We start from the raw sequence: 25639 nt of genomic DNA on the forward strand, positions 1-25639 counted from the left end.
CGGCCTGCCCGTGCCGTACCTCCGGGCGCCCCGCCCCCGTGCCGGGAGCCGTCCCGCGTCGCCCGGCGCGCGCCCCGACGCGCCCGCCCCCGCTCCGCGAGCGCCCGCCCGTGCAGCCCCGCCCCGCCCGGGGACCGGCCCGTGCGGGAGCCTCCCCGTACCGCCGCGCGGAGACCGTCGCACGACGAGCGCGGGCCTGCCGTGGGCGCGGAACGCGGGCCCAACGCCCCACAGCGGAAAGACGCGTACCACTTTCGGGTTCTGATCGTTGAGCTCTGCGGGCAGCCCACCCCGACCCCGTACACCCTGGAGGAAGGCCCGTCCCCGCAGGGCCAACGCCGCCGTCCCTAAGGACCCCGCATGACGACGCCACCGCGCCTGACGTCGAGCCCCGGCCCCGGTGGCGGGATCCCGCCGCTCGCCGGCGGGACCGAAGGACCCGACGCGCTTCGGCCCCTCCTCGACGTGGTGCTGGACGCGCTCCGCGCGGGCGCCGTCGCGAGGAACGGGCCGCTGCCCCCCGGCGGGCCCGAACCCCTGGGCAGGGCCGTGGCGGAGACCGTCGCCCCCGTGATCCCCACCCACGGCCGCGGTGCCGAGGAAGCGCTCCGTAGCCTCGTCGAGGCCGTCGCCTACGGCGCCGCCGACCCCGCCGACCCCCACTGCGCCGCCCACCTCCACACCTCGCCCCTCGCGCTCGCCGTCGCCGCCGACCTGGCCGCGTCCGCGCTCAACCCGTCCCTGGACTCCTGGGACCAGGCGCCGGCCGCCTCCGCTCTGGAGACGGAGGTGACCCGCGCCCTCGCCGCCGAGGTGTACCCGGGGGCCGCGCGCCCCGACGCCCTGGTCACCACCGGAGGCACCGAGGCCAACCAGCTCGCCGTCCTCCTCGCCCGCGAGCACCACGGACCGGTCCGGATCGTCTGCGGCGCCGGCACCCACCACTCGGTGCGCCGCTCCGCCTGGCTCCTCGGGCTCCCCGAGCCCGTCACCGTCCCCGCCCCGGAGGGCACCACCGACCTCGCCGCCCTCGACGCCGCCCTCACCGCCCTGCCCGGAGGTCCCGTGCTCGTCACGGCCACCGCGGGCACCACCGACGCCGGACTCGTCGACCCGCTCCCCGCCATCGCCGACCTCTGCGCACAACACGGCGCCGAACTGCACGTCGACGCGGCCTACGGCGGACCGCTGTTGTTCAGCCCCCGCCACCGGAACCTGCTGCGCGGTCTCGACCGCGCCCACTCCGTCACGTTGGACCTCCACAAGCTGGGCTGGCAACCGGTCGCCGCCGGCATCCTCGCCGTCCCCGACGGCACCCGGCTCGCCCCGCTCGCCCACACCGCCGACTACCTCAACCCGGACGACGACACCGAGGCCGGCCTGCCCGACCTCCTCGGCCGCTCCCTGCGGACCACGCGCCGGCCCGACATCCTCAAGATCGCCGTCACCCTCCGGGCCCTCGGCCGCGACGGCCTAGCGGACCTCGTCGACCGCACCTGCGCCGCCGCCCGGGAATGCGCCGACCTGATCGAGAAGCACCCGGCCCTGGAACTCCACCGCCGGCCCGTGCTGACCACGGTCCTCTTCCGGCCCCGCGGCGCGAGCGACGCCGCCGTCGCCGCGCTCCGCCGCAGGCTGCTGCACGACGGCCGCGCCGTCCTCGGCCGCGCCCGGGCGGACGGCAGGCTCTGGCTCAAGGCCACCCTGCTCAACCCCCACACCACCGCGCACGACCTCGACACCCTCATCGCACTCGTGGAAGGCAGCAGCACCCGATGACCGGCACGTCCGCCCCCGGCGCCCCCCAGACCGACCGGCCCCACGACCTCGTGGGCATCGGCATCGGGCCCTTCAACCTCTCCCTCGCCGCCCTCGCCCACGGGCTACGGGCCGGGGACGCCGCGGGCGGCCTCACCGTCGCCTTCTACGACCAGCGCCCGGCGTTCCAGTGGCACGCCGGACTGCTCATCGACGGCAGCACCCTCCAGGTGCCGTTCCTCGCAGACCTCGTCACCCTCGCCGACCCCGCCAGCCCCTGGTCGTTCCTCCGCTACCTCAAGGACCGCGACCGACTCTTCCCCTTCTACTTCGCCGAGCGGTTCCACATCGAGCGCGCCGAGTACGACGCCTACTGCCGCTGGGTCAGCGACCGGCTGCCCGGCCTCCACTTCGGGCACCAGGTCGACGCCGTCCGCTGGAACCCGGAACGCTCCCTGTTCGAGGTCGACTTCACCCAGCTCGACCCGCACGGGGGAGCCGAGTCGCTGGGCCGCGCCCATGCCCGCCACATCGCCGTCGGAATCGGTACCGAGCCCCACGTCCCCGAACCGCTGCAACCCCTCGTCGACGCCCCCGGCGTCCCCGTGATCCACTCCGCCGACTACCTCGAGCACCGCGAACACCTCCTCGCCGCAGGGCACATCACCGTCATCGGCTCCGGCCAGTCCGGCGCCGAGGTCTTCCTCGACGTGCTGCGCGCCCGTCCCGCGGGCGCCGAGCGGGTCCACTGGCTGGCCCGCACCGAGGCGTTCGCTCCGATGGAGTACTCCAAGCTCGGCCTGGAGCACTTCACGCCCGACTACACCCGCTACTTCCACGCCCTGCCGGAGAACGTGCGGGACGACCTCGTACCCCGGCAGTGGCAGCTCCACAAGGGCATCGACAGCGGCACCATCGCCGCCATCCACGACGAGCTGTACCGGCGCGCCCTGCACACCGGCTGGCCCGACGCCGTCCTCACCCCGGGCGTACGCGTCCGCACCGCCGGCCGGGTCGCCACCACCAAGGTCGAACTCCACCTGGAACACCCCCAGCAGGGCGCCCGCTCCCGGCTCACCACCGACGCCGTCGTCCTCGCCACCGGCTACCGCGAACGCCCCCTCGACCGGATCCTCGTCGGACTCGACCCGTACATGCGGCGCGACGCCTCCGGCAGGCCGCGCATCGACGAGCACTTCCGGCTCGTGCTCGACCCGGCGGTCAGCGGCTCCGTGTACGTGCAGAACGCGGAGCGCCACACCCACGGCGTGGGCGCACCCGACCTGGGGCTGGCAGCCTGGCGCAGCGCGACCATCCTGAACTCCCTCACCGGCAAGGACCCGTACCCGCTTCCCCGCCGCACCGCCTTCACCAGCTTCGGCCTCGAACGGCGCGAGGCGCCCGGCATTCCCGGCCAGGCGCCCCGGACCGCACCGCTGGAGGAACGGCACCGGGTCCGCTAGCGCTGCGGGAGTCCCTGATGCGGCACCAGGTGTGTACTGATCACGAGCGCTGTCGAGGGCTGTGATCAATGCACCTGGAAGACCGGAACACCGTCCCGGGTCAGCTTCCAGCCCACCGACGCGAACGCCGCCGGGTCCACCGTGCCCTTCGCCTGCACCCACTGGATGATCGTGTTCCGGATCTCGTCCGAGTTCGACCACAGCTGCCGGGCACCGGCGACGTGCGGGAACGCACCGCCGCCACTGGCCCGGTAGTTGTTCACCGCCAGGACGAACTGCGCCGCCGGGTCCAGGGCCTTGCCCTCGAACGACAGGTTCGCGATCCGCGACCCGGCCGGCTTCGCGATGTCGATCTCGTACGTCAGACCCGAGACGGCGTCGTAGTTGTAGTCCGGAACGCCGTCGGCGTTCGTCAGCTTCGCCGTGTCCACCGGGACCCCCGCCGGCGTCTGCACGTAGTACCGCGCCGAGTACTCCAGATAGTCCTTCAGCTGGGCACCGGTCATCAGCCGCGCCTCCAGCGTGTTCTCGAACGGGTACAGGCCGGCGGCGTCCCTGATCGTCACCCGCCCGGCCGGGATCGCCGCCGTGCGCGAGAAGCACGACGCCTGCGACAGCACCGGCAGCGCCGCCCACTGCCCGCCCGCCAGCGCCGACTTCACCGTCTCTGCCTGGACCTGGTTGATCAGGTCGATGATCGGCTCGTCCTTCCACGGCGCCTCAGCCGTGGCCATCGCCGCCGTCGAGGTGCCGATGACCTGGTTGACGTACGCCACGACCTTCTCGTGCTCGTCCCCCAGCAGCTCGGTGATCCGCGGGTCCTCCGGGACGGTGTTGGAGTTCAGGACCTTCGCCCCCACCTTCGCCACCGTCCACCGGCCCCGCCCCCACACCAGGTCGAAGTCGAACAGGGTCAGCCGCTGGCCCCACTTCAGCGGCTCGGACAGCACGACCGGCCTGCCCGTCTCCTTGTTGGTGACCGTGTACTCGGCGATCTCGGTGTGCGCGTGCCCCACGAGGATCGCGTCGATCCCCGGGACCTGCTCGGCCACCAGCGCCGCCGCGTTCTCGACGTACGGCAACTGGTCACCGTACGAGGAAGTGCCGCTGGAGCCGGAGTGCGCCGACACGATCACCACGTCGGCGCCCATCGAGCGCAGCCTCGGCACCCACTTCGCCGCCTGCTCCTCCAGGCCGGGGAACACCATCTTCCCGCTGACGTTGGCCTTGTCCCAGATCGCGATGCCAGGGTTCGTCAGCCCCAGCACCGCCACCCGCACATCACGCCCGTGCGGCGTGCGCAGCCGGTGCATGCTGTACGGCGGGAACGCGGGCCGCAGCGTCCTCGCGTCCAGGGCGTTGGCGCCGAGCAGCGGGAAGTCGCACTGCTCCTGGAACCTGCGCAGCACCGGGATGCCGTAGTTGAACTCGTGGTTGCCGAGCGCGGCGGCGTCGTAGCCGATGGCGTTCATCGCCTGCGCCATGGGGTGCACCGGACCGCGGCGCGCGGTGATCGGGTCGACCTTGGCGTAGTAGTACGACAGCTGGGTGCCCTGGATCGTGTCACCGGCGTCGATGAGGAGCGTGTTGCGCCGCCCCTTCTCCTTGCGCACCTGCTCGACCAGGGTGGAGATCTTCGCCAGGCCGACGTCGTTGTGGGCCTTGTCGTCGAACTCCCGGTCGGTGAAGTAGTCCCAGTTGAAGACGTTCCCATGGAGGTCGGTCGTGCCCATCACCGTGAACGAGTACCGCTTCTCCCGCCCGTGACGGCCGTGGGCCGCGGCGGGGACGACGGCACCGCCCGCGATGGCGGCCCCTGCGCCCGCGGCGGCCGAACGGCCCAGGAACGTCCTGCGATTGAGCGGCATGTGGTCTCCCCTGTCTTCCATGGCACTACGCGCGTGGAACAACGCGCGTAGAGTCTGGCGCAGGGCGGCCCCGAGCGAAAGTGCCGGAGACCGATCAGCGAGGGAGCCCACATGAGCGGGGACATGCCCAGGCCCGTCCCCGCGCCCCGCGGCACCCCCGAGACCCCGGATCCGCCCTGCGCGATGAGTCCCGGCTGGAGGTCGAGCCCGAGATCGCCACGATGGGCGCCACCGTCACGCGGTCACGGTCACGGCCACCGTCGGTGCACGCGGCACGGACCGAAGCGGCGCCCTCGCCGACCCGACCCGCCGCAACGGACACGCCAGCGCACTCGTCAGCTCCTGCGGCGGCGCCGTCGAGAAGCTCGGGACCGGTGCGTTCTCCGACGCCCGACAGCGCCACATCAGTCGAATGCTCAGAAGAGCACCCCCATGCACAATTCATTACTTGTCAATAAGGCTTCATGGAAAGGTTGTTGAGTAGTCACGCGCAACCAATTCTCTACCGGTGGGTAAGACATAGGCTCGAACCATGCGCCGAGCAAAGATCGTCTGCACACTTGGGCCCTCCACCCACTCGTACGAGCAGATCAAGGCACTCGTGGACGCCGGAATGGACGTCGCACGCCTCAACCTCAGCCACGGCAGCTACGCCGATCACGAGGAGCGGTACCGCCACGTCCGCAAGGCCTCCGATGAAACCGGCCGCAGCGTCGGCGTCCTCGCCGACCTTCAAGGCCCGAAGATCCGTCTCGGACGATTCCGCGAAGGCCCCGTACTCCTTGAACGCGGTGACGAATTCACCATCACCGTCGAACCCGTCGAGGGCGACCGCGACATCTGCGGCACCACCTACGCCGGCCTCGCCGCCGACGTCACCCCCGGAGAGCGCATCCTCGTCGACGACGGCCGCGTCTCGCTCGAAGTCACCGCGGTAGACGGCCCCCGCGTCCGCACCACCGTGGTCGAAGGCGGCGTGATCTCCGACCACAAGGGTCTCAACCTCCCCGGAGTCGCCGTCTCCGTCCCGGCCCTCTCCGACAAGGACGTCGACGACCTGCGCTGGGCCATCAGAACCGGCGCCGACGTCATCGCCCTCTCCTTCGTCCGCAGCGGACGCGACATCGAGGACGTCCACCGCGTCATGGACGAGGAAGGCCGCCGCCTTCCCGTCATCGCGAAGATCGAGAAGCCGCAGGCCGTCGACACCGTCGACGACATCGTCGCCGCCTTCGACGGCATCATGGTCGCCCGCGGGGACCTCGGCGTCGAAATGCCCCTGGAACGCGTGCCCCTCGTCCAGAAACGCGCGATCAAACTCGCCCGGCGCAACGCCAAACCCGTCATCGTCGCCACCCAGATGCTCGACTCGATGATCGACAACTCCCGGCCCACCCGCGCCGAGGCATCCGACGTCGCCAACGCCGTCATCGACGGCACCGACGCCGTCATGCTCTCCGGCGAGACCAGCGTCGGCAAACACCCCGTGGAAACCGTCCGCACCATGAGCCGCATCGTCGAAGCCGCCGAGCAGGAGATCCTCGCCAAGGGCCTCCCCCCGCTCACCGAACGCAACAAGCCCCGCACCCAGGGCGGTTCCGTCGCCCGCGCCGCCGCCGAGATCGGCGACTTCCTCGGCGCCAAGTTCCTCGTCGCCTTCACCCAGTCCGGCGACACCGTCCGGCGCCTCTCCCGCTACCGCTCGCCCATCCCCCTCCTCGCCTTCACCCCCGACCCGGCCACCCGCTCCCAGCTCAACCTCACCTGGGGCGTCGAAACCTTCCTCGGCCCCCGAGTCGACTCCACCGACGCCATGGTCGCCCAGGTCGACGAGGAACTCCTCCGCATCGGCCGCTGCCGGCGCGGCGACACCGTCGTCATCACCGCCGGATCCCCACCCGGAGTCGCAGGCTCCACCAACCTCGTACGCGTCCACCACATCGGCGAGGAGGACACCCCACGCCCCTGACACCCGCCGCGCCGGGGCGACGGCGTGTTTGTGCGGACAGGCCCTGGGCAGTCGGCCCCACAAGAGGCCCCGACCCAAAGGGCCCCGCCGACAACGGATGCATGCGGAGGTCCGGATGTCCACAGGAACACTCATCGCCGTCATCGTCCCGATCGTGATCGTTCTGCTCCTGATCGCGGTGGGCGCATGGCTGATCACCCGCCGGCGCCGGCTCCGGGAACGCTTCGGCCCCGAGTACGACCGAACCGTCGAGTCCCGTGACAGCAGGCACGCCGCCGAGCGTGAACTGCGCTCCAGGGAGCAACGGCACCGCGACCTCGACATCAGGGAACTGCCCCCGGAGGACAGGGACCGGTACGCGGCGGAATGGACCGGAGTCCAGGAACGCTTCGTCGACGAACCCGCCCGCTGCGTCGACGACGCCGACCGGCTCGTCACCCGGCTCATGAGCGACCGCGGCTACCCCACGGAAGGCTACGAGCAGCAACTCCGGGACCTCTCCGTCGAACACGGAAACACCCTGGAGCACTACCGGGCCGCCCACGACGTCGGACTGCGCAACAGGGAAGGCCGGGCGACCACCGAGGAACTGCGCGGAGCCATGGTGCACTACCGCGCCCTCTTCCAGGAACTGCTCGGCGACCCCCGCACGAGCCCGGATCCGGCCACCGGCACCCAACGGCGTCACGACGCCGCCTGACACCACGGCGCACGAGGTGAGTTGACATGCGAGACCCCGAAAGCACGCACGACACGACCAGGAGCGGCCTCACGACCGACGACCTGGCACACCCCCGGACCGGAACGACCCCCGAGGACGACGCCGTCGGCGAACGCCCCCCGCCCACGTACCCCGGTGAGGCGGCTGACCTGCCGGGGGACAGGACCGGGGCACCCGCGGAGCGCCGCGACCGCCCCGCCGAACCGCGCCCCGCCGAAGAGACGACCGGCCGCGCATCCACGACGGAACCCGTGACCGACCGGGAACCCGCGGCGGACCGGGAGGGCCGGGCACCCGCCGCGGACCGGGAGGGCCGGGAACCCGCGGCGGACAGCGAGCCCAGGGCCGAGCGGGAGTACGCGGAACCCGCGGCGACGGAGGGGCGACCGGGGCCCGACCGCGGCACGCCCCTGATCGCCGGCGAGGACGCCGAGAGCTACCGGGACCGCTGGCAGCAGATACAGGCGAACTTCATCGACGACCCCCGGGACTCCGTTCGCGCTGCCGACTCCCTCGTCGCCGATGTGATCCAGACCCTCGCGGCGACCTTCGCCGACCACAAGCAGGACCTCGAGTCCCAGTGGAGCAGGGGCGAGGTGACGGAGACGGAGGACCTGCGCGTCGCACTGCAGCACTACCGGCTCTTCTTCAACCAGCTCCTCGACGCCTGACGCCACCGCCACCACCGACGAACCCGCACATCGGGCCCGCTCAGTACTTGGGCCCGATGTGCGCGTCCATGAGGGCGACGGAGGTGCGCCGGGCGACGGACACGGTCACGGCCTTGCGTTTCTGATGGAGCGTCCTCCACTCGACGCCGACCCGGTCGAGCGTGTCGGTGTACAGCTTCACGATGTCCGTGGACGTGTTGGTGAAGAAGTAGCGCGGGTATTCGTAACGTCTGGTCTCCCCCCGGACGACTCGGGTGGTCCAGTTGGTGACGCGGCAGCCGTCGGAGTGGATCAGCCCGCGCGCGAACTCCCACGGGTGGGCGTCGATGATGCGCCCCTGCCAGGGCTCGAGAGCGATCAAGCGTTCGTGCTTCCTGCCCGGACCGTGCTGTGGGAAGAGGCACGTCCAGTGCCGGCCGTAGCTCGTGACCATGACGCACCCCTGCTTCTGGAGCGTGTACGCCGTGGCCTCCGGCCGCACGGATGTGATGGCCGTCCGGCAGGCGTCGATCAGCCCGGGCCAGGCGTCGGCGCAGGCGATGCGCAGATGATGGCCGCCGCGCGGGTGCGCGCTGATGCACCCGTCGCCGAGGTACAGCCCGAGCAGATAGGCGTACGCGGCCGTGTTCTGCGGTTCCGTGGGTTCCGGTCGGCACCGGGGGCAGGGAGCCGCCTGCCCGAGGAGACGGGGAAGTGGCTGGATCCGCACCTGCCAGGCACGGATCGCGGCACGGGAAATGCCTGTTTCCTTGCTGACGGAGTTCAGGCTGCGGCCGGCGGCAATGAGCGCCAGCACATTCTCGCGCACACCGATGTCGTACATACGGACGAGCTTGGCTCATCCGACCGAGCCGGAGCGGCCCCTCGGGTGCAGTTCACGAGGTCGGGTGAATTCCCGGAATCGAAGTGGCGACCTTGGAATGGAAGGAAAAGTGCCCCGGGTCGGACTCGAACCGACACTGTATGGGTTTTGAATCCATTGCCTCATGCCAATTGGGCTACCGGGGCCAGCAGAATCGAAGGTATCCCCCGACCCTCTGCGCGTCCACCATACCGCAGCTAGGTAGGCTCATGGGCAGCAGCACCTGTCCGCAACGAGGAGCTCCCGTGACCGCCCCCGAGTCGCCCCAGCCCGTCGCCGACGACGGCAACGCGTCGCACGTCCCGCCGCTGACGACCCGCGTCGTCATCGCAGAGGACGAGGCCCTCATCCGCCTCGACCTGAAAGAGATGCTCGAGGAAGAGGGCTACACGGTCGTAGGCGAGGCCGGGGACGGGCAGCGAGCCGTCGAGCTCGCCCGGGAGCAGCGGCCGGATCTGGTGATCCTGGACGTGAAGATGCCGGTGCTCGACGGGATTTCCGCCGCCGAGAAGATCGCGGAGGAGTCGATCGCACCGGTTCTGATGCTGACGGCCTTCTCCCAGCGTGATCTCGTCGAGCGGGCGCGGGACGCCGGGGCGATGGCGTATCTGGTGAAGCCGTTCAGCAAGAGCGACGTGGTGCCGGCCATCGAGATGGCGGTTTCGCGGTTCGCGGAGCTGCGGGCGCTGGAGAAGGAGGTCGCGGATCTCGCCCAGCGGCTGGAGACGCGGAAGCTGGTGGACCGTGCGAAGAGCGTTCTGCAGACGCAGTACGGGCTGACCGAGCCGGCCGCGTTCCGGTGGATCCAGAAGACGTCGATGGACCGGCGGCTGTCGATGCAGCAGGTCGCGGAGGCGGTCATCGAGGACGCCGAGGAGAAGAAGGCGGCCAGGGGCGGCCAGGACCGGAATTAGTCCGGCGGTGGTCCGTCGCGGTGCGCGCGCACCGGCGGGCCGCGGACGGAGGAGGCCCGCACCCCCCGAGGGTGCGGGCCTCCGGTGTTCCGGGTGGTGCGGTCAGTCCTCGCCGAGGTACGCCTTGCGGACGGACTCGTCGTGGAGCAGGTCCTGTCCGGTGCCGGAGAGGACTATCTTGCCGATCTCCATGACGTGGCCGTGGTCGGCCAGGGAGAGCGCGGCCTGGGCGTTCTGCTCGACGAGCAGGATGGTGGTGCCCTGGGCCTTGAGTTCGGCGATGGTGGCCATGATCTTCTGCATCATGATCGGTGAGAGGCCCATGGAGGGCTCGTCCAGCATGAGCAGTTTCGGCTGGGACATGAGGGCCCGGCCCATGGCGAGCATCTGCTGCTCACCGCCGGAGAGCGTGCCGGCGGCCTGCTTCCTGCGTTCGCCCAGGATGGGGAAGAGGTCATAGGCGCGCTGGACGTCCTTGGCGATGCCCTCCTTGTCGTTGCGGAGGAAGGCGCCGAGGAGGAGGTTGTCCTCGATCGTCATGCGCGGGAAGATGTGCCGGCCCTCGGGGGAGTGGGCGAGTCCGAGCGAGACGATCTGGTGGGCGGGGACCTTGCGCAGCGACTTGCCGTTGAACCTGATCTGTCCGCCGACGGGCTTGAGGAGTCCGGAGAGCGTGCGCAGGGTGGTGGTCTTGCCGGCACCGTTGGTGCCGATGAGGGTGACGACCTCGCCCGCTTCGACCTTGAACGAGATGCCCTTGACGGCCTCGATCTTGCCGTAGGCGATGCGCAGGTCCTCGACCTCGAGAAGTGCGGTCATCAGTCGTTCTCCTTGCGGGTGCCGGAGGCCTGGGCGGTGTCACCGTCGCCGGCCTCTTCCGGCGCGTCGGCCCGGGGTGCGGCGGCCGGTGCGTCGTCGGGTCCTTCGGGGCCTTCGCCGGTGTCGTCGGCCCGGTCCTCGGCGGCACCGGCCCGGTCGGCGGTTGCCTCGCCTGCGGTGCCGGTGGGGGCCTCCGTCTCGGCGTTCGAGGTGTCTCCGGCCTCGTCGGCGTCGCTCTCCGGGGCCGCGTCCTGCGTGGTCTCCGGCTCCGGTTCGGCGTCGGTCTCCGCCTCCGGCTCGGTGGTGGCGACTCCGGCCGCGGCCTCGGCCTGGGCGACCTCCGCCGCCTCCTCGTCGCCGGGTGCGCCCTCGAAGGGCTCGCCCAGGTACGCGGCGATGACGCGCTCGTCGTTCTGCACGGTCTGGCTGTCGCCCTCGATGAGCTTCTCGCCCTGGACGAGCACGGCGACCCGGTCGCAGAGGTTCATGATGAAGCGCATGTCGTGCTCGATGACGAGGACGGCGATACCCATGTCGCGGATGGCGAAGACCAGTTCCTCGGTGGCCCGGGTCTCCTGCGGGTTCATGCCGGCGGTGGGCTCGTCGAGGAGGAGCAGTCCGGGCTCGCTCGCGAGTGCCCGGGCGATCTCCAGCTTGCGCTGCTCGCCGTAGGGCAGGTTGCGGGCGAGGTGTTCGGCCTTGCCGGCCAGGCCGACGAACTCGAGGAGTTCCATGGCCCGTTCCCGGGAGGCCGCTTCGGCCTTGTGGAACCCGGGGCCGCGCAGGAGGGCGGACCAGAGGCCCTCCTTGGTCCGGGTGTGCCGGCCGACGAGGACGTTCTCCAGCACCGTCATGTTGCTGAAGAGGCGGATGTTCTGGAAGGTGCGGGCGATGCCGGCCGCGGTCACCTTGAAGGACTTCGGCGGCAGGACCGTGCCCTTGTACCGGACCTCGCCCTCGGTGGGGATGTAGAGGCCGGTGAGGCAGTTGAAGAACGTGGTCTTGCCGGCGCCGTTGGGGCCGATGAGACCGACGATCTCGCCGCTCCTGACGGTGAGGTCGACGGAGCGCACGGCGGTCAGACCGCCGAACCGCATGGTGACGCCGCGGGCGTCGAGGACCGGCTCACCGGTCGGCGCGGCTGCGGTCGCCTTCGTGATCGTGTCGGTGGTCATGTTCAGGCACCTGCCTTGGTGAGGGTGGCGGGCGCTTCCTCGTTCTCGTGGAACTCGAGCTGGCGGCGGCGGTTGGGGATCAGGCCCTCGGGGCGGAAGCGCATCAGCAGGACGAGCGCGAGGCCGAACGCCAGGAGCTGGAGGTCGCTGAGGAACTGCAGCTTGGCGGGGATGAGGAAGAGCAGTGCGCCGCCGACGAGCGGTCCGCTGATCGTGCCCATGCCGCCGAGGACGACCGCGGCGAGCAGGAACGCCGAGTTCGGCGGGACGACGTGGGCGAACTGGTACTGCTCCGGGGTCACGGTGTAGGTGACGTGTGCCTGGACGGTGCCGGCCAGGCCGGCGAGCGCGGCGCCGAGGGCGAAGGCGATGAGCTTGACCCGGAACCCGTTGATACCCATGGCGAGAGCGGCGGTCTCGTCCTCGCGGATGGCGATCCAGGCGCGTCCGATGCGGGAGTCCGCGCTCCTGCGGAAGACGACGACGACGATCAGCGTGACGAGCAGCATCAGGAAGAAGTAGTTCGCGAAGCGGCCGATGGTGAAGCCGCCGATGCTGTGCTCGGCGCCGAAGTCGAACCCGAGGATGTTGAGGTTCGGGATCGAGGAGATGCCGTTGGAGCCGTTGGTGATGTCGGGGCCGGAGGTGCCGTCGAGGTTCAGCACGGCGATACGGAAGATCTCACCGAAGCCGAGGGTGACGATGGCCAGGTAGTCGCCGCGCAGTCGCAGGGTGGGGGCGCCGATGAGAACGCCGAAGACCATGGACGCGGCAGCGCCGACGAGGATCGCCCCCCAGAACGGGAGGTGGATGTCGAACGGGGAGGAGGGCGAGCCGGAGACCATGGCCGCGGCGTACGCGCCGACGCCGAGGAAGGCGACGTAGCCGAGGTCGAGGAGGCCGGCGAGGCCGACGACGATGTTCAGGCCCAGGGCGACGGTGGCGAAGATGAGGATGTTGACGCCGATGGTGGCGTACTGGTCGTCGCTCTGGGTGAAGGGGAAGGCCGCGGCCGCGGCGAACGCGCCCGTCAGGGTGACGTTGCGGTGGCGTGCGGTGAGCACGGAGATCCGGGCGATGAGGCCGGCCTTGGCGAGCGCGGCGAACCCGAAGCCCGCGGTGAGCAGGAAGCCGATGAACAGTTCGTCGTACTCGGTGGTGATGCCGTAGGTGAAGACGGCGAGACCGAGGGCGAGGAAGCCGGTGATGATCAGGATCTCGGCGTAGGCGGGGAGCTTGCGCGCCGGCGGCGGGACGTCGGCGGCGAAGCCGGCCTTGAAGCCCGCCCGGCGGTTGCCGAGATCGTGCTTGAACTGCTGCCAGCCGCTGTCCTCGGGGTCGGCGGGGAGGAGCTCGGGGCGTGCGTACGGCAGGGACTGGGCGCCGACGAGGGCGGCCAGGGCGGCCAGGGCGGCGACGAAGCCGCCCGGTTCGAGGTTGATCAGTCCGCCGAGCTGGGTGCTGATGGCGATGACCGTGTACCAGGTGGTGGCGAACACGGCGTAGGCGGCGAGCTTGAGGGCGGCGTCCCCGCCTGCCGGGGTGAGCCAGCGCAGGCCCTTGACTCCGTAGGAGGAGAGGCCGAAGAGCAGGGTCAGGGCGCCGCCGACGAGGACGAGCCACTGGAGGCCGCCGGGGTAGCCGTAGACGGTGAGGTCGCCGGGGAACGCGGCGGTCCAGGTCCAGGCGGTGAAGGCGGAGAGGGCGGAGAGGGCGCCGCCGGCGGTCGCGGTGGCGCGGGCGATGCGCGGGGGCAGGAGCCCTGAGCGCGTCTCGGCCGATGCGGTGTCGGGGGTGTCCGTGGTGCTGGTCTGTGTGGTCATGGTGGTCACGCCCTGTCCGCGACGCGCTCGCCGAGGAGGCCCTGGGGCCGGAACAGGAGCACGAGGATGAGGAGTACGAAGGCCCAGGCGTTGGCCCAGGACTGGCCGCCGAGCTGCTGCATGCCGGGGATCTCGGAGACGTAGGCGGCCGCCAAGGTCTCGGCGACGCCGAGGACGAGGCCGCCGATCATGGCTCCGTAGATGTTGCCGATGCCGCCGAGGACGGCTGCGGTGAAGGCCTTGAGGCCGAGCAGGAAGCCCATGCGGAACTGGACTTCGCCGTACTTGAGGCCGTAGGCGACGGCTCCGATGGCGGCGAACGCGGCGCCGAGGGCGAAGGCGACGACGATGATGCGGTCGGTGTTGACGCCCATGAGCTTGGCGGTGTCGGGGTCCTGCGCGGTGGCCTGCATGCCGCGGCCGGTGCGCGTCTTCATGACGAAGTAGCCGAGGACGGCCATGGAGATGGGGGCGGCGACGAGCAGGAATATGTCACCGGTCTGGATGGTGATGCCACCGATGTGGAAGGGACCGCCCGGGATCTCGGGGAACGTGCGGGACGACTTGGCCCCGGGGTACCACGCCCATACGGCCTGCTGGAGTGCGAGGGAGAGGCCGATCGCGGTGATGAGCGGGGCGAGTCTCGGCCCTCCGCGGAGGGGCCGGTAGGCGAGGCGTTCCGCTCCCACGGCGATGGTGGTGGCGACGAGGACCGCGCCGATGATCATGAGTGGCAGGGCCACCCACATGGTGGTGCCGCCGGGGAGTATCAGCCACACGGTGAGGGCGCCGAAGCCCCCCGTCATGAAGATCTCGCCGTGGGCGAAGTTGATGAGCTGGACGATGCCGTAGACCATTGTGTAGCCGATGGCGACGAGCCCGTACATCGATCCGAGTAGCAGGCCGTTGACCAGCTGCTGCGGCAGTTCGTTCACCGCATGTCCTCCGATAAAGTCTTGCGCCGGATATGACACCGCGCGGGACGCCTGGTGCGGCGCCCCGCGCGGCGATGGATGTGCTGCGGAGAGGTGATCAGCCGGAGAACGTACCGGACTTGACGGGCGCCCAGGCGCCGCCCTTGTACTGGTAGACCGTCAGCTGCTTGTTGGTCGTGTCGCCGTACTCGTCGAACGCGACCTTGCCGGTCACGCCCTCGAAGGACACGCTCTTCAGGGCGTCGATGACCTTGGAGCGGGCGTCCTTGGACTCGGGCAGCTTGCCGCCGTTGTCGTCGACGACCTTCTTGACGGCCTCGATGATCGACCAGGCGGCGTCGTAGGAGTAGCCGCCGTAGGCCTCGAAGGCCTCCTTGTAGCCGGCCTTCTCGTAGTTCGCGACGAACTCCTTGGCCGACGCGAGGGTCTCGATCGGCGCGCCGACGGAGGTGGCGAGGTCGCCCTCGCCCTCCTTGCCGGAGAGCTTGATGAAGTCGGCGCTGTAGATGCCGTCGCCACCGACGAGCGGGATCTTGGCGCCGGCCTTCTTGATCTGCTTGCTCAGCGGGCCGGCGGCCGGGTACTCGCCGCCGTAGTAGACGACGTCGGCCTTGGAGCTCTTGATCTTGGTGACCACGGAGGAGAAGTCCTTGGTCTCCGGGTCGACGTGGTCCTCGCCGGCGACCTTGCCGCCCAGCTTGACGAACTCGGCCTTGAAGGTGGCCGCGAGGCCGGCGCCGTAGGTCTTCTTGTCGTCGATGACGAAGACCTTCGTCTTCTTGGCCTCGTTGAACAGGTACTGCGCGGCGAACGGGCCCTGGATCGCGTCCGTGGTGGACGTGCGGAAGTACGAGTTGAACGGGCGCTTCTTGGTGCCGCCGTTCCAGTCCGGGCCCTGGCTCAGCGCCGGGGCGGTGTTCGCGGGCGACACCTGGGCGAGCTTGGCGTCGTCGAAGACCTTCTGCATCGACTCGGCGACGGAGGAGTTCAGCGGGCCCACGACGCCGAGGACGTTCTTGTCGGCGACGAGCTTGGTGGCGTTCTGCTGGCCCGACGACGGCTGGGCCTGGTCGTCGAGCGCCTCGATCTTGAAGGTGACGCCCTTGACGTACTTCTTCTCGTTGGCCTGCTTGGCGGCGAGGTCCACGGAGTTCTTGATGCCGAGACCGAGCGCGGAGAGGTCGCCGGTCAGCGGCGCGTCGACGCCGATGACCACGGTGGTGTCGCCACCGGCCGCCGAGTCTCCGCCCTTGTCGTCGCGCGAGCCACAGGCGGTAAGGGTGAGTGCCCCCGCAGCCAGAGCAGCGGTTATGGCTATGAGCGAACGTTGACGCACGAATCTGGTCCTTTCACCTGGCACGGCTGCTCCTCCGTGGAGCGCCGAGTCGAGCGCTGGAGCCTTATTGGCAAGGGATCTGGCGCGGTGACTGGCCGTGACTCTAAGCGGCTAAATGGAAATTAAGCACGGGTCTGACTGATGCTGTGACGCTCTTGTTATCCCGATCGGATTTGTGGCATCCGGTGCATGACTGTTTCCGTATTTTGCTCATGACAGCCGTGGTGGTTGCTCGCAGTAGTCGGTCACGGCCCGCGCCAGGTCCCGGGCGTACTGGTCGCCCAGGATGAAACTCTGGTCCTGTTTTGCGCGTGCATTACGGAGCGTTACATCGAGGAAAGGGAGTCCGGCATTTCGGGGCGCCATTTTGCAGTCGCGTACGGCAACGGTGATCACTATGGTGCGGGGTGAACCGTTTTCGACGGTGATGGGAGGGTTCGGGGACGCCGTCAGATCCAGCGCCGGGGACGGCTGGCGGATGCTCTCGACGGTCACCGGTGGTCCGGTGTCCACGCGGATCCGCAGCGGGAAGCGGAGCGCACCGCCGGGCCGGTCCCCCGCAGGGACCGCCCCCCGGTACGACACCGAAACCGCCTGCGCGGGCCAGGGTCCGGGATCCGGGCGCGGGCGGGTGGCCCACAGGAAGACGGAACCCGCGGCGAGGGCGCAGGCGGTCACCGCGACGGCCACCGGGCGGCGGTGCCGGACGGCGAACCTCGCGCACTTCCCGGCCGGTTCCCGCCGGGCGGGCGGAGCGGAGGCTTCCATCGCGTGGGTGTGTTCACCGGGCTCCACGGGGCCCACCCCGCTCACTGCCACGGCCCTTCCGTCGGAACTCCGTCGCGGTAGCGCTCCGTACAGCCCCGCTGGGCCAGACGACGCGTCAGTTCCCGTGCCGTGCCGGGTCCGTTGCGCCGTTCCTCGGCCCGGCCCGCGTCCAGGACGGTGCGCAGGATCCCGTACTGGCCGTTCGACAGGCCCATCGACTGGTAGTCACCGTAGCCGCTGCCTCCGTCGGCGAGGAGGCGGTGCGCCCACTGGGTGACGAGGCGCGTGCACAGCTCCGCGGGCGCGGTCGTCCGAGGGGACGGCGAAGGCCGGGGGGTCGTTCCCGCACCGGGGTCCGCGCAGCCGGCCAGAGCGGCCGCCAGGGCGACGGACGGGGCGAGTACGCGCAGCGGCGTGCACCGCGGGCGGGGCGGTGCGCCGTCGGTCATGCGTCGACGCTAGACCCGTCCCGTCCGCCGGGGCAACGGGGCGGGCAGCCCCGTCGGGAGGCGAACCGGCGGCGGCGGGGCGAGCGGATCCGCCGCCGGGTGCAAGAGGGCCTGGAGGCGGCCGTGTTGGGTCTGGTGCCGCTGGGGCGCACAGGGTGGAATGTGTCCGCGCTACCCGCGTGATCGTCACCAACCCCGGCCCTGGAGGGCACGAATGGCGAGATCCACCCGAACAGGCGCGGCCCACACGGCGCGTGCCCGCACGGTGTACCGATGGGGCACGGCCGCGCTGGCCGTGTCGCTGCTGTCGGCGCTGCCCGCACCGGCGGCGCGGGCGGACGACCCGGCGCTGAGCATCGTGGGCAACCGGACCCAGCCCGTCTTCTCCCGTGCCGACGCCGTCCATCAGCAGGTCGACATCGAGACCGAGGTGGACAGCGACGGCGACGGCCGGCGCGACACGGTGCGGATGAGGATCCTGCGTCCCAAGGAGACCGACACGGGGCTGAAGGTCGCCACCATCGTCGAGGCCAGCCCCTACTGGGCCGGCGGCAACGACGTCCGCAACCACGACGTCGACGTGGACGTGGACGGGCTGCCCCCGCACGGCCGGCTCACCGGGGACGCGCGGGTCCCCGGGTTGGTGACCCCCTACGAGGAGCAGGGATCCGCCGGGCTGTCCGCCTCCTCGGTGCCCTGGTCCGGTTACACGGACAACTACTTCCTCCCGCGCGGCTACGCGGTCGCGCAGCTCGACAGCCTCGGCACGGGCGGCTCGACCGGCTGTCCGACGTCGGGCGGCCGCAACGAGACGCTCGGCGCGAAGGCCGCCGTCGACTGGCTGAACGGCCGCGCCCGCGGCTGGGACCTCGACGGCAGGCCCGTGGGTGCCGCCTGGTCGACGGGCGACACGGCGATGATGGGCATCTCGTACAACGGCACCCTGCCGACGGCCGTGGCCACGACCGGGGTCGAGGGGCTCAAGGCCATCGTGCCGATCTCGGGGATCTCGTCCTGGTACGACTACTACCGCGCGGGCGGCGGTGTGGTGGCGCCCGGCGGCTTCCAGGGCGAGGACGCCGACGTCCTCGCGAAGTACGTGCACACCCGCGCCGACCGGGAGGTCTGCCGGTCCGTCATCGACCGGCTCACCGCCGAACAGGACCGGGTGACGGGGGACTTCACCCCCTTCTGGAAGGAGCGGGACTACCTCCGCGACGTCGGCAGGATCAAGGCGGGTGTCTTCCTCGTCCACGGCGGCAACGACTGGAACGTGAAGACGCGGCACTTCGGGCGGTTGTGGGAGGAGCTGAAGAGGCACGGCGTCCCGCGGAAGCTGTGGCTCCATCAGGCGGGCCACGTCAACCCGATGCCGCTGCGCATGGAGGAGTGGCTCGACCAGCTGCACCAGTGGTTCGACCACTGGCTGTACGGGCTGGACAACGACGCGCTCACCGCACCCCCCGTGGAGGTGGAGCAGTCGGACTTCAGCTGGCGGCGCCAGTCCGACTGGCCCGCCCGCCGCACCCGTGACGTCAGGCTGTGGCTGACCGAGGGCGGGCTCTCGCCGCTGCCGGGCAGGCCGGTGCGGCAGCAGGCGACCGACCTGGGCCGCACCGTACCCGCCGAGCAGCTGGTGACGGACCCCGAGGCGGCACGGCCCGACCGGCTCGCCTACACCACCCGCCCGCTGCCTGCCGATCTGAGGCTCAACGGCACTCCGGAGATGTCGGTACGGGCCTCGCTCGACGGTTCGTCGCCGTACGTGACCGCGCTGCTGGTCGACTACGGCACCGACACCCGGGCGACGGCCGGCACCGTCGCGGACACCACGCAGCAGGTCTGCTACGGAGAGGGCATCCCCGGGGACACCGGATGCACCTACCGCACCCGTCACCGCACCGAGACGGCCGACTTCAAGATCGTCTCACGCGGGTGGCTGGACATCCGCAACCGGGACTCGATCGAGCGGCAGAGCACGGTCGTCGAGGGCCGGGAGTACCGGCTGGAGTGGGAGATGCAGCCCCAGGACCACGTCTTCAAGAAGGGGCACCGGCTGGGAGTCGTGCTGATCTCGACCGACCACGACTACACCCTGCGTCACCCGGCCGGGACGGAACTCGCCGTCCGGGCCGGTATCAGCAGCGTCACCCTGCCGGTCGCCCCCTGAGGGCCGTCCCGCGTTCCCCGGCGGGCGCGGGTCAGCCGTTCGCCCCCGGGACGTGCTCCGCGTCCTGGGGACGGACGTCCCTCAGCAGGCAGGTCAGCCGGGCCGTGCAGACCCGCCTGTCCTGCTCGTCGGTGATCACGATCTCGTAGGTGGCGGTGGAGCGGCCCCGGTGCACCGGCGTCGCCACCCCCGTGACCTGCCCGGAGCGCACACCCCGGTGGTGCGTGCAGTTGAGGTCCACACCGACGGCGATCTTCGAGCTGCCGCCGTGCAGCATCGACCCGACCGACCCGAGGGTCTCGGCCAGTACCGCGGACGCCCCGCCGTGCAGCAGCCCGTAGGGCTGGGTGTTGCCCTCGACCGGCATCGTCCCGACGACGCGCTCCGCGGAGGCCTCGACGATCTGCACACCCATCCGGTTGCCGAGCGTCCCCGCCGAGAACAGCGCGGGCAGGTCGACGCCGAGTGCGGCGTACTCGTCGATGACCTCCTGCGGGAACTTCACCGTCGTCTGCTCACCCATGGGCCGGCTCCGATCGTCGTGCGTCTGCGGTGTCCTGCGACTGCCGCCGCCTGAGCGGACGCTCAGTCGGTCGGTGATTGTTCCAGACGCACGATCACGGACTTGCTGGCGGGGGTGTTGCTGGTGTCAGCGGTGGCGTCCAGCGGCACCAGGACGTTGGTCTCCGGGTAGTACGCGGCGGCGCAGCCCCGCGCGGTCGGGTAGTGCACCACGCGGAAGCCGGGCGCCCGCCGCTCCACGCCGTCCGTCCACTCGCTGACGAGATCGGCGTACACGCCGTCCGCGAGCCCCAGCTCCGCCGCGTCCTGCGGGTGGACGAGGACGACGCGGCGGCCGCCCCTGACCCCCCGGTAGCGGTCGTCGAGCCCGTAGATCGTGGTGTTGTACTGGTCGTGGGAGCGCAGGGTCTGCAGCAGCAGCCGGCCCTCGGGAACCTCCGGGTACTCCACCGGCGCCGCCGTGAAGTTGGCCCGGCCCGTCGCCGTGGGGAAGCGGCGCTCGTCGCGCGGGGCGTGGGGCAGGGTGAACCCGCCGGGGCGGGCGATCCTCGTGTTGAAGTCCTCGAAGCCCGGCACGACCCGGGAGATCCGGTCCCGGATCGTGGCGTAGTCGTTCTCGAACTCCTCCCACGGCGTCCTCGACCGCGGGCCGAGCACCGCACGGGCCAGCCGGGCCACGATCGCCGGCTCGGACAGCAGGTGCTCACTCGCCGGCGGCAGGTTGCCGCGGGACGCGTGCACCATGCCCATGGAGTCCTCGACCGTCACGAACTGCCGGCCGCTCCGCTGCTCGTCCCGGTCGGTCCGGCCGAGCGTGGGCAGGATCAGCGCCCGCGTCCCGGTCACCGCGTGCGAACGGTTGAGCTTCGTCGACACGTGCACGGTGAGCCGGGCGCGGCGCATCGCCGCCTCGGTGACCGCCGTGTCGGGGGAGGCCCCCACGAAGTTGCCGCCCATCGCGAAGAACACCTTCGCGTCGCCGTCCCGCAGCGCCCTGATGGCCCGGACCGTGTCCAGACCGTGGTGCCGAGGGGGGGAGAAGCCGAACTCCTTCTCCAGGGCGTCGAGGAAGGCCGCCGAGGGGCGCTCGAAGATGCCCATCGTGCGGTCGCCCTGCACGTTGGAGTGGCCGCGCACCGGGCACACGCCGGCGCCGGGACGGCCGACGCAGCCGCGCAGCAACAGCAGGTTGACGACCTCGCGGATGGTCGCGACGGCGTGCTTGTGCTGGGTCAGCCCCATCGCCCAGCAGACGATCGTCCGCTCCGAGGCGAGGACCATGCGCGCCGCGCGCTCGATGTCCGCGCGGTCCAGACCGGTCGCTGCGAGCGTCTCGTCCCAGTCCGCGGTGCGCGCCGCGGCGGCGAACTCCTCGTAACCGTGCGTGTGCTCCCGCACGAACGCCTCGTCCACTCCGCCCGGCGCCTCGAGGACCAGCTTGTTCAGGAGCCGGAAGAGGGCCTGGTCGCCGCCGATGCGGATCTGGAGGAAGAGGTCGGTGAGCCGGACACCCTTGATCATGCCCCGCGCCGTCTGCGGGTTCCTGAACCGCTCCAGCCCGGCCTCCGGCAGCGGGTTCACCGAAATGATCTTCGCTCCGGACCGCTTGGCCTCCTCCAGCGCGGACAGCATCCGCGGGTGGTTCGTCCCCGGGTTCTGCCCGGCGACGACGATCAGGTCCGCCCGGTGCAGATCCTCCAGGGAGACGCTGCCCTTGCCCACGCCCAGCGTCTCGGTCAGCGCCGAGCCCGAGGACTCGTGGCACATGTTGGAGCAGTCCGGCAGGTTGTTGGTGCCGAACTCGCGGGCGAAGAGCTGCAGCAGGAAGGCGGCCTCGTTGCTGGTGCGGCCCGAGGTGTAGAAGAGGGCCTCGTCGGGGGAGCCGAGCGCCCCCAGCTCCTCGGCGACGATCGCGAAGGCCCGCTCCCAGGTCACCGCCTCGTAGTGGTCGGCGCCCTCCGCGAGGTACACGGGCCGGGTGATCCGGCCCTGCTGGCCCAGCCAGTACCCGCTGCGGGAGGCCAGGTCGGACACCGGGTGCGCGGCGAAGAAGTCCGGGGTGACCCGGCGCAGCGTCGCCTCCTCCGCCACCGCCTTCGCGCCGTTCTCGCAGAACTCCGCCACATGACGGCGCTCGCCCTCGGGCCAGGCGCACCCGGGGCAGTCGAAGCCGTCCTTCTGGTTCACCCTGAGGAGGGTCCGCGCGGTGCGCGCCGGGCCCATCTGCCGCTGCGCGACCCGGAGTGTGTGCCCGATCGCCGGGAGCCCGGCCGCGGCGTGCCGGGGCGCCTCGACGCGGGGTGCGTCCTGCACCGGGTCACCTTCGGGCGGCTTGGTGGCCATCGTGCTCCCCTTCGAGCGCGGACGGGAGGATCTGCTGTACACCATCGATCCTGTCATGCGCCCGCGGTGGCCGGACCCCGGCGGCCGTGGGCGGCATTGTCGGTGGTCCGTGGCAGGATCGTGTCCGTGGCTGAGACAGCATCGAAGAAGACCTCAGAGGAAACCCGTCCCCGCCTGCTCCTCATGGACGGGCACTCGCTGGCGTACCGGGCGTTCTTCGCGCTGCCCGCGGAGAACTTCACCACCGCGAGCGGCCAGACGACGAACGCGATCTACGGCTTCGCGTCGATGCTGGCGAACACGCTCCGCGACGAGGCGCCCACGCACTTCGCCGTGGCCTTCGACGTGTCCCGGAAGACCTGGCGCTCCCAGGACTTCCCCGAGTACAAGGCCAACCGCTCCTCGACGCCGGACGAGTTCAAGGGCCAGGTCGAGCTGATCGGCGAACTGCTCGACACGATGAACGCGGTCCGGTTCGCCGTGGACGGCTTCGAGGCCGACGACATCATCGCGACCCTCGCCACCCGGGCCGAGGCCGCCGGCTTCGAGGTCCTGATCGTCACCGGCGACCGGGACTCCTTCCAGCTGGTCTCTGACCACGTCACCGTGCTGTACCCGACCAAGGGCGTCTCCGAGCTGACCCGCTTCACCCCGGAGAAGGTCCAGGAGAAGTACGGGCTGACCCCCTCCCAGTACCCGGACTTCGCCGCCCTCCGCGGCGACCCGTCCGACAACCTCCCGGGCATCCCCGGCGTCGGCGAGAAGACCGCCACGAAGTGGATCAACCAGTTCGGCTCGTTCGCGGAGCTCGTGGAGCGCGCCGACGAGGTCAAGGGCAAGGTCGGCCAGTCGCTCCGGGACCATCTGGAGGCCGTGAAGCTCAACCGTCACCTGACGGAACTGGTCCGTGACGTGGAGCTGCCGAAGTCCGTCGGCGACCTCGAGCGCGCGCCCTACGACCGGACCGCGCTGAAGGGCTTCCTGGAGGTCCTGGAGATCCGCAACCCGAGCCTGCGCGAGCGGCTCCTCGCCGTCGACCCGGGCGCCGCCGAGGACGAGCCCCCGGCCCCGGCGGCCGGTGTGGAGATCGACGGCAGCGTGCTCGGCGCGGGCGAACTGGCCCCCTGGCTGGAGCGGCACGGCGCCCAGCCCCTCGGTGTCGCCACGGTCGCCGCCTGGGCGCTGGGCGTCGGCAGCGTCAGCGAGATCGCTCTCGCGGCCGCCGGGGGAGCGGCGGCCTGGTTCGACACGACCCAGCTCGACGAGGCCGACGAGCGTGCCTTCGCCTCCTGGGTCTCCGACCCCGGCCGCCCCAAGATCGTGCACGGCGCCAAGGAGGCACTGCGGGTCTTCCCCGAGCACGGCTGGGACATCCGGGGCATCACGATGGACACGGCCCTGGCCGCCTACCTGGTGAAGCCCGGGCGCCGGTCCTTCGCGCTGGACGCCCTCTCCGTGGAGTACCTCCACCGCGAGCTGGCCCCCGCCGCCGCCGACGGGCAGCTGGCCTTCGGCGCGGAGGACGAGCAGGCCGAGGCCGACGCGCTGATGGCGCAGGCCCGCGCGGTCCTGGACCTGGGCGGGGCCTTCGGCGGGAGGCTCGGTGAGGTCGGTGCCGGCGAGCTGCTGCACGACATGGAGCTGCCCACGTCACTGCTGCTGGCCAGGATGGAGCGGCACGGCATCTCGGCCGACCGGGCCCATCTCGAGGCCATGGAACAGCAGTTCGCGGGAGCCGTGCAGCAGGCGGTGAAGGAGGCCCATGCCTCCGTGGGCCACGAGTTCAACCTCGGCTCGCCCAAGCAGCTCCAAGAGGTCTTCTTCGGGGAGCTCAACCTCCCCAAGACCAAGAAGACCAAGACCGGTTACACGACCGACGCCGACGCGCTGGCCTGGCTCGCGAACCAGACCGACCACGAGCTGCCCGTCATCATGCTCCGCCACCGCGAGCAGGCCCGGCTGCGCTCCACCGTCGAGGGCCTGATCAAGACCATCGCCGCGGACGGCCGGATCCACACCACCTTCAGCCAGACCGTCGCCGCGACCGGACGGCTCTCCTCCACCGACCCGAACCTGCAGAACGTGCCGGTGCGCACGGACGAGGGCCGGGCGATCCGCCGCGGCTTCGTCGTCGGCGAGGGCTTCGAGTCCCTGATGACCGCCGACTACAGCCAGATCGAACTGCGCGTCATGGCCCACCTCTCGGAGGACGAGGGCCTCATCGAGGCGTTCACCTCGGGCGAGGACCTGCACACGACCGTGGCCTCCCAGGTCTTCGGCGTCGAACGGTCCGCGGTCGACGCGGAGATGCGCCGCAAGATCAAGGCGATGTCGTACGGACTGGCCTACGGTCTCTCCGCCTTCGGCCTCAGCCAGCAGCTGAACATCGAGGCGGCCGAGGCGCGAGCCCTGATGGACACCTACTTCGAGCGGTTCGGCGGCGTCCGCGACTATCTGCGCCGCGTCGTGGACGAGGCGCGCGCCACGGGCTACACGGCGACGATGTTCGGCCGCCGGCGCTACCTCCCCGACCTCAACAGCGACAACCGCCAGCGCCGTGAGGCGGCCGAGCGCATGGCGCTGAACGCGCCGATCCAGGGCACGGCGGCGGACATCGTCAAGATGGCGATGCTGCGGGTGGACGCGGCGCTGCGGGAGACGGGTCTCACCTCGCGGATGCTGCTCCAGGTCCACGACGAAATCGTTCTGGAGATCGCCCCGGGCGAGCGCGAGCGGGTCGAGGAGCTCGTCCGCCGCGAGATGTCCGCGGCGGCGGAACTGCGCGCACCGCTCGACGTCTCGGTGGGCGTGGGCCCGGACTGGGAGTCCGCCGCGCACTGACGCCGCCGGGAGCGTGCGCCGCGGGCCGGTGCGGGGGTGACGGGTCCCGCCCGACGGAGGCGCACCACCCGGTGGGACCTGTCACCCCCGCACCCGCACGCCCCGTGCGGGTGCGACGCCCACATTCGTCCGTGAGGCGGTTCGCGCCCGCACGGGCGGTCCGAAGCTCTTTCGGTGGGTTCGATCGGCGATGGCGTGATGGACGCGGCGTGTGCCCGGCCTGGACGTCCCC

The 25639-nt window shown here is 71.0% G+C and carries 19 protein-coding genes and 1 tRNA gene; 8 read left to right on the forward strand and 12 right to left on the reverse strand.

Features of this window, described 5'->3' with window-relative positions:
- The first annotated feature begins 360 nt into the window (after positions 1-360).
- A complete protein-coding gene (locus AB0J10_RS16645; protein WP_363062125.1) occupies positions 361-1779 on the forward strand; it encodes an aminotransferase class V-fold PLP-dependent enzyme in 1419 nt (472 codons plus the stop codon).
- Positions 1776-3221 carry a SidA/IucD/PvdA family monooxygenase gene (locus AB0J10_RS16650; protein ID WP_363062127.1) on the forward strand — a complete coding sequence of 482 codons (1446 nt, stop codon included), beginning with the start codon at positions 1776-1778 and terminating at the stop codon, positions 3219-3221. Before AB0J10_RS16645 ends, AB0J10_RS16650 begins: the two co-directional genes overlap by 4 nt.
- A gap of 65 nt (positions 3222-3286) precedes the next feature.
- Here AB0J10_RS16650 and AB0J10_RS16655 read toward each other — a convergent pair whose 3' ends face one another.
- Positions 3287-5089 carry a 5'-nucleotidase C-terminal domain-containing protein gene (locus tag AB0J10_RS16655; RefSeq protein ID WP_363062129.1) on the reverse strand — a complete coding sequence of 601 codons (1803 nt, stop codon included), beginning with the start codon at positions 5087-5089 and terminating at the stop codon, positions 3287-3289.
- 532 nt (positions 5090-5621) lie between these two features.
- Between AB0J10_RS16655 and pyk the strand changes: the two genes are divergently transcribed.
- The 3 genes from pyk (at position 5622) to AB0J10_RS16670 (ending at position 8450) form a co-directional block, all read left to right on the forward strand.
- Positions 5622-7058, forward strand: coding sequence for a pyruvate kinase (gene pyk, locus AB0J10_RS16660; RefSeq protein ID WP_363062131.1), 1437 nt, complete (start codon positions 5622-5624; stop codon positions 7056-7058).
- Positions 7059-7173: 115 nt separating this feature from the next.
- On the forward strand, positions 7174-7758 hold the full coding sequence (locus AB0J10_RS16665) for a hypothetical protein (protein WP_363062133.1): 585 nt from the start codon (positions 7174-7176) through the stop codon (positions 7756-7758).
- 26 nt (positions 7759-7784) lie between these two features.
- A complete protein-coding gene (locus tag AB0J10_RS16670) occupies positions 7785-8450 on the forward strand; it encodes a hypothetical protein (RefSeq protein ID WP_363062135.1) in 666 nt (221 codons plus the stop codon).
- A gap of 40 nt (positions 8451-8490) precedes the next feature.
- Here the strand turns inward: AB0J10_RS16670 and AB0J10_RS16675 are convergent, their stop codons facing one another.
- Both AB0J10_RS16675 and AB0J10_RS16680 read right to left on the reverse strand, forming a co-directional pair.
- Positions 8491-9273 (reverse strand): transcriptional regulator, encoded by a 783-nt coding sequence (locus AB0J10_RS16675; protein WP_363062137.1) that lies wholly within the window; start codon positions 9271-9273, stop codon positions 8491-8493.
- A 110-nt stretch (positions 9274-9383) separates the two neighbouring features.
- Positions 9384-9458 (reverse strand) — tRNA-Leu (locus AB0J10_RS16680).
- A 99-nt stretch (positions 9459-9557) separates the two neighbouring features.
- On the opposite strand from AB0J10_RS16680, the gene AB0J10_RS16685 reads away from it, so the two are divergent.
- Positions 9558-10226, forward strand: coding sequence for a response regulator (locus tag AB0J10_RS16685; RefSeq protein ID WP_363062139.1), 669 nt, complete (start codon positions 9558-9560; stop codon positions 10224-10226).
- Positions 10227-10328: 102 nt separating this feature from the next.
- On the opposite strand, the gene AB0J10_RS16690 is transcribed toward AB0J10_RS16685, so the two are convergent.
- From AB0J10_RS16690 to AB0J10_RS16720, 7 genes are all read right to left on the reverse strand, one after another.
- Positions 10329-11045: an ABC transporter ATP-binding protein gene (locus AB0J10_RS16690; RefSeq protein WP_363062141.1), complete on the reverse strand. Its 717-nt coding sequence runs from the start codon at positions 11043-11045 to the stop codon at positions 10329-10331.
- Positions 11045-12220, reverse strand: coding sequence for an ATP-binding cassette domain-containing protein (locus AB0J10_RS16695; RefSeq protein WP_363062143.1), 1176 nt, complete (start codon positions 12218-12220; stop codon positions 11045-11047). The genes AB0J10_RS16690 and AB0J10_RS16695 overlap by 1 nt, the downstream gene beginning before the upstream one ends.
- A 2-nt stretch (positions 12221-12222) precedes the next feature.
- Complete coding sequence (locus AB0J10_RS16700) at positions 12223-14052, reverse strand: branched-chain amino acid ABC transporter permease (protein WP_363062145.1); 1830 nt, start codon at positions 14050-14052, stop codon at positions 12223-12225.
- A complete protein-coding gene (locus AB0J10_RS16705) occupies positions 14049-14978 on the reverse strand; it encodes a branched-chain amino acid ABC transporter permease (protein ID WP_363062147.1) in 930 nt (309 codons plus the stop codon). Before AB0J10_RS16705 ends, AB0J10_RS16700 begins: the two co-directional genes overlap by 4 nt.
- A gap of 97 nt (positions 14979-15075) precedes the next feature.
- Positions 15076-16314, reverse strand: coding sequence for a branched-chain amino acid ABC transporter substrate-binding protein (locus AB0J10_RS16710; RefSeq protein WP_363062149.1), 1239 nt, complete (start codon positions 16312-16314; stop codon positions 15076-15078).
- 210 nt (positions 16315-16524) lie between these two features.
- Complete coding sequence (locus AB0J10_RS16715; RefSeq protein WP_363062151.1) at positions 16525-16809, reverse strand: hypothetical protein; 285 nt, start codon at positions 16807-16809, stop codon at positions 16525-16527.
- Positions 16810-17123: 314 nt separating this feature from the next.
- Complete coding sequence (locus AB0J10_RS16720) at positions 17124-17531, reverse strand: hypothetical protein (protein WP_363062153.1); 408 nt, start codon at positions 17529-17531, stop codon at positions 17124-17126.
- Between the two features lie 214 nt (positions 17532-17745).
- Between AB0J10_RS16720 and AB0J10_RS16725 the strand changes: the two genes are divergently transcribed.
- Positions 17746-19701 (forward strand): Xaa-Pro dipeptidyl-peptidase, encoded by a 1956-nt coding sequence (locus tag AB0J10_RS16725; RefSeq protein ID WP_363062155.1) that lies wholly within the window; start codon positions 17746-17748, stop codon positions 19699-19701.
- A gap of 31 nt (positions 19702-19732) precedes the next feature.
- On the opposite strand, the gene AB0J10_RS16730 is transcribed toward AB0J10_RS16725, so the two are convergent.
- Positions 19733-20224 carry a hotdog fold thioesterase gene (locus AB0J10_RS16730; RefSeq protein WP_363062157.1) on the reverse strand — a complete coding sequence of 164 codons (492 nt, stop codon included), beginning with the start codon at positions 20222-20224 and terminating at the stop codon, positions 19733-19735.
- A 62-nt stretch (positions 20225-20286) separates the two neighbouring features.
- Positions 20287-22566: an FdhF/YdeP family oxidoreductase gene (locus AB0J10_RS16735; RefSeq protein ID WP_363062159.1), complete on the reverse strand. Its 2280-nt coding sequence runs from the start codon at positions 22564-22566 to the stop codon at positions 20287-20289.
- Between the two features lie 126 nt (positions 22567-22692).
- Here AB0J10_RS16735 and polA point away from each other — a divergent pair, with 126 nt between their 5' ends.
- Positions 22693-25407, forward strand: coding sequence for a DNA polymerase I (polA, locus tag AB0J10_RS16740; protein WP_363062161.1), 2715 nt, complete (start codon positions 22693-22695; stop codon positions 25405-25407).
- The last annotated feature ends 232 nt before the right edge of the window (positions 25408-25639 follow it).

It is taken from the genome of Streptomyces sp. NPDC049887 (assembly GCF_040656535.1).
Lineage (GTDB): Bacteria > Actinomycetota > Actinomycetes > Streptomycetales > Streptomycetaceae > Streptomyces.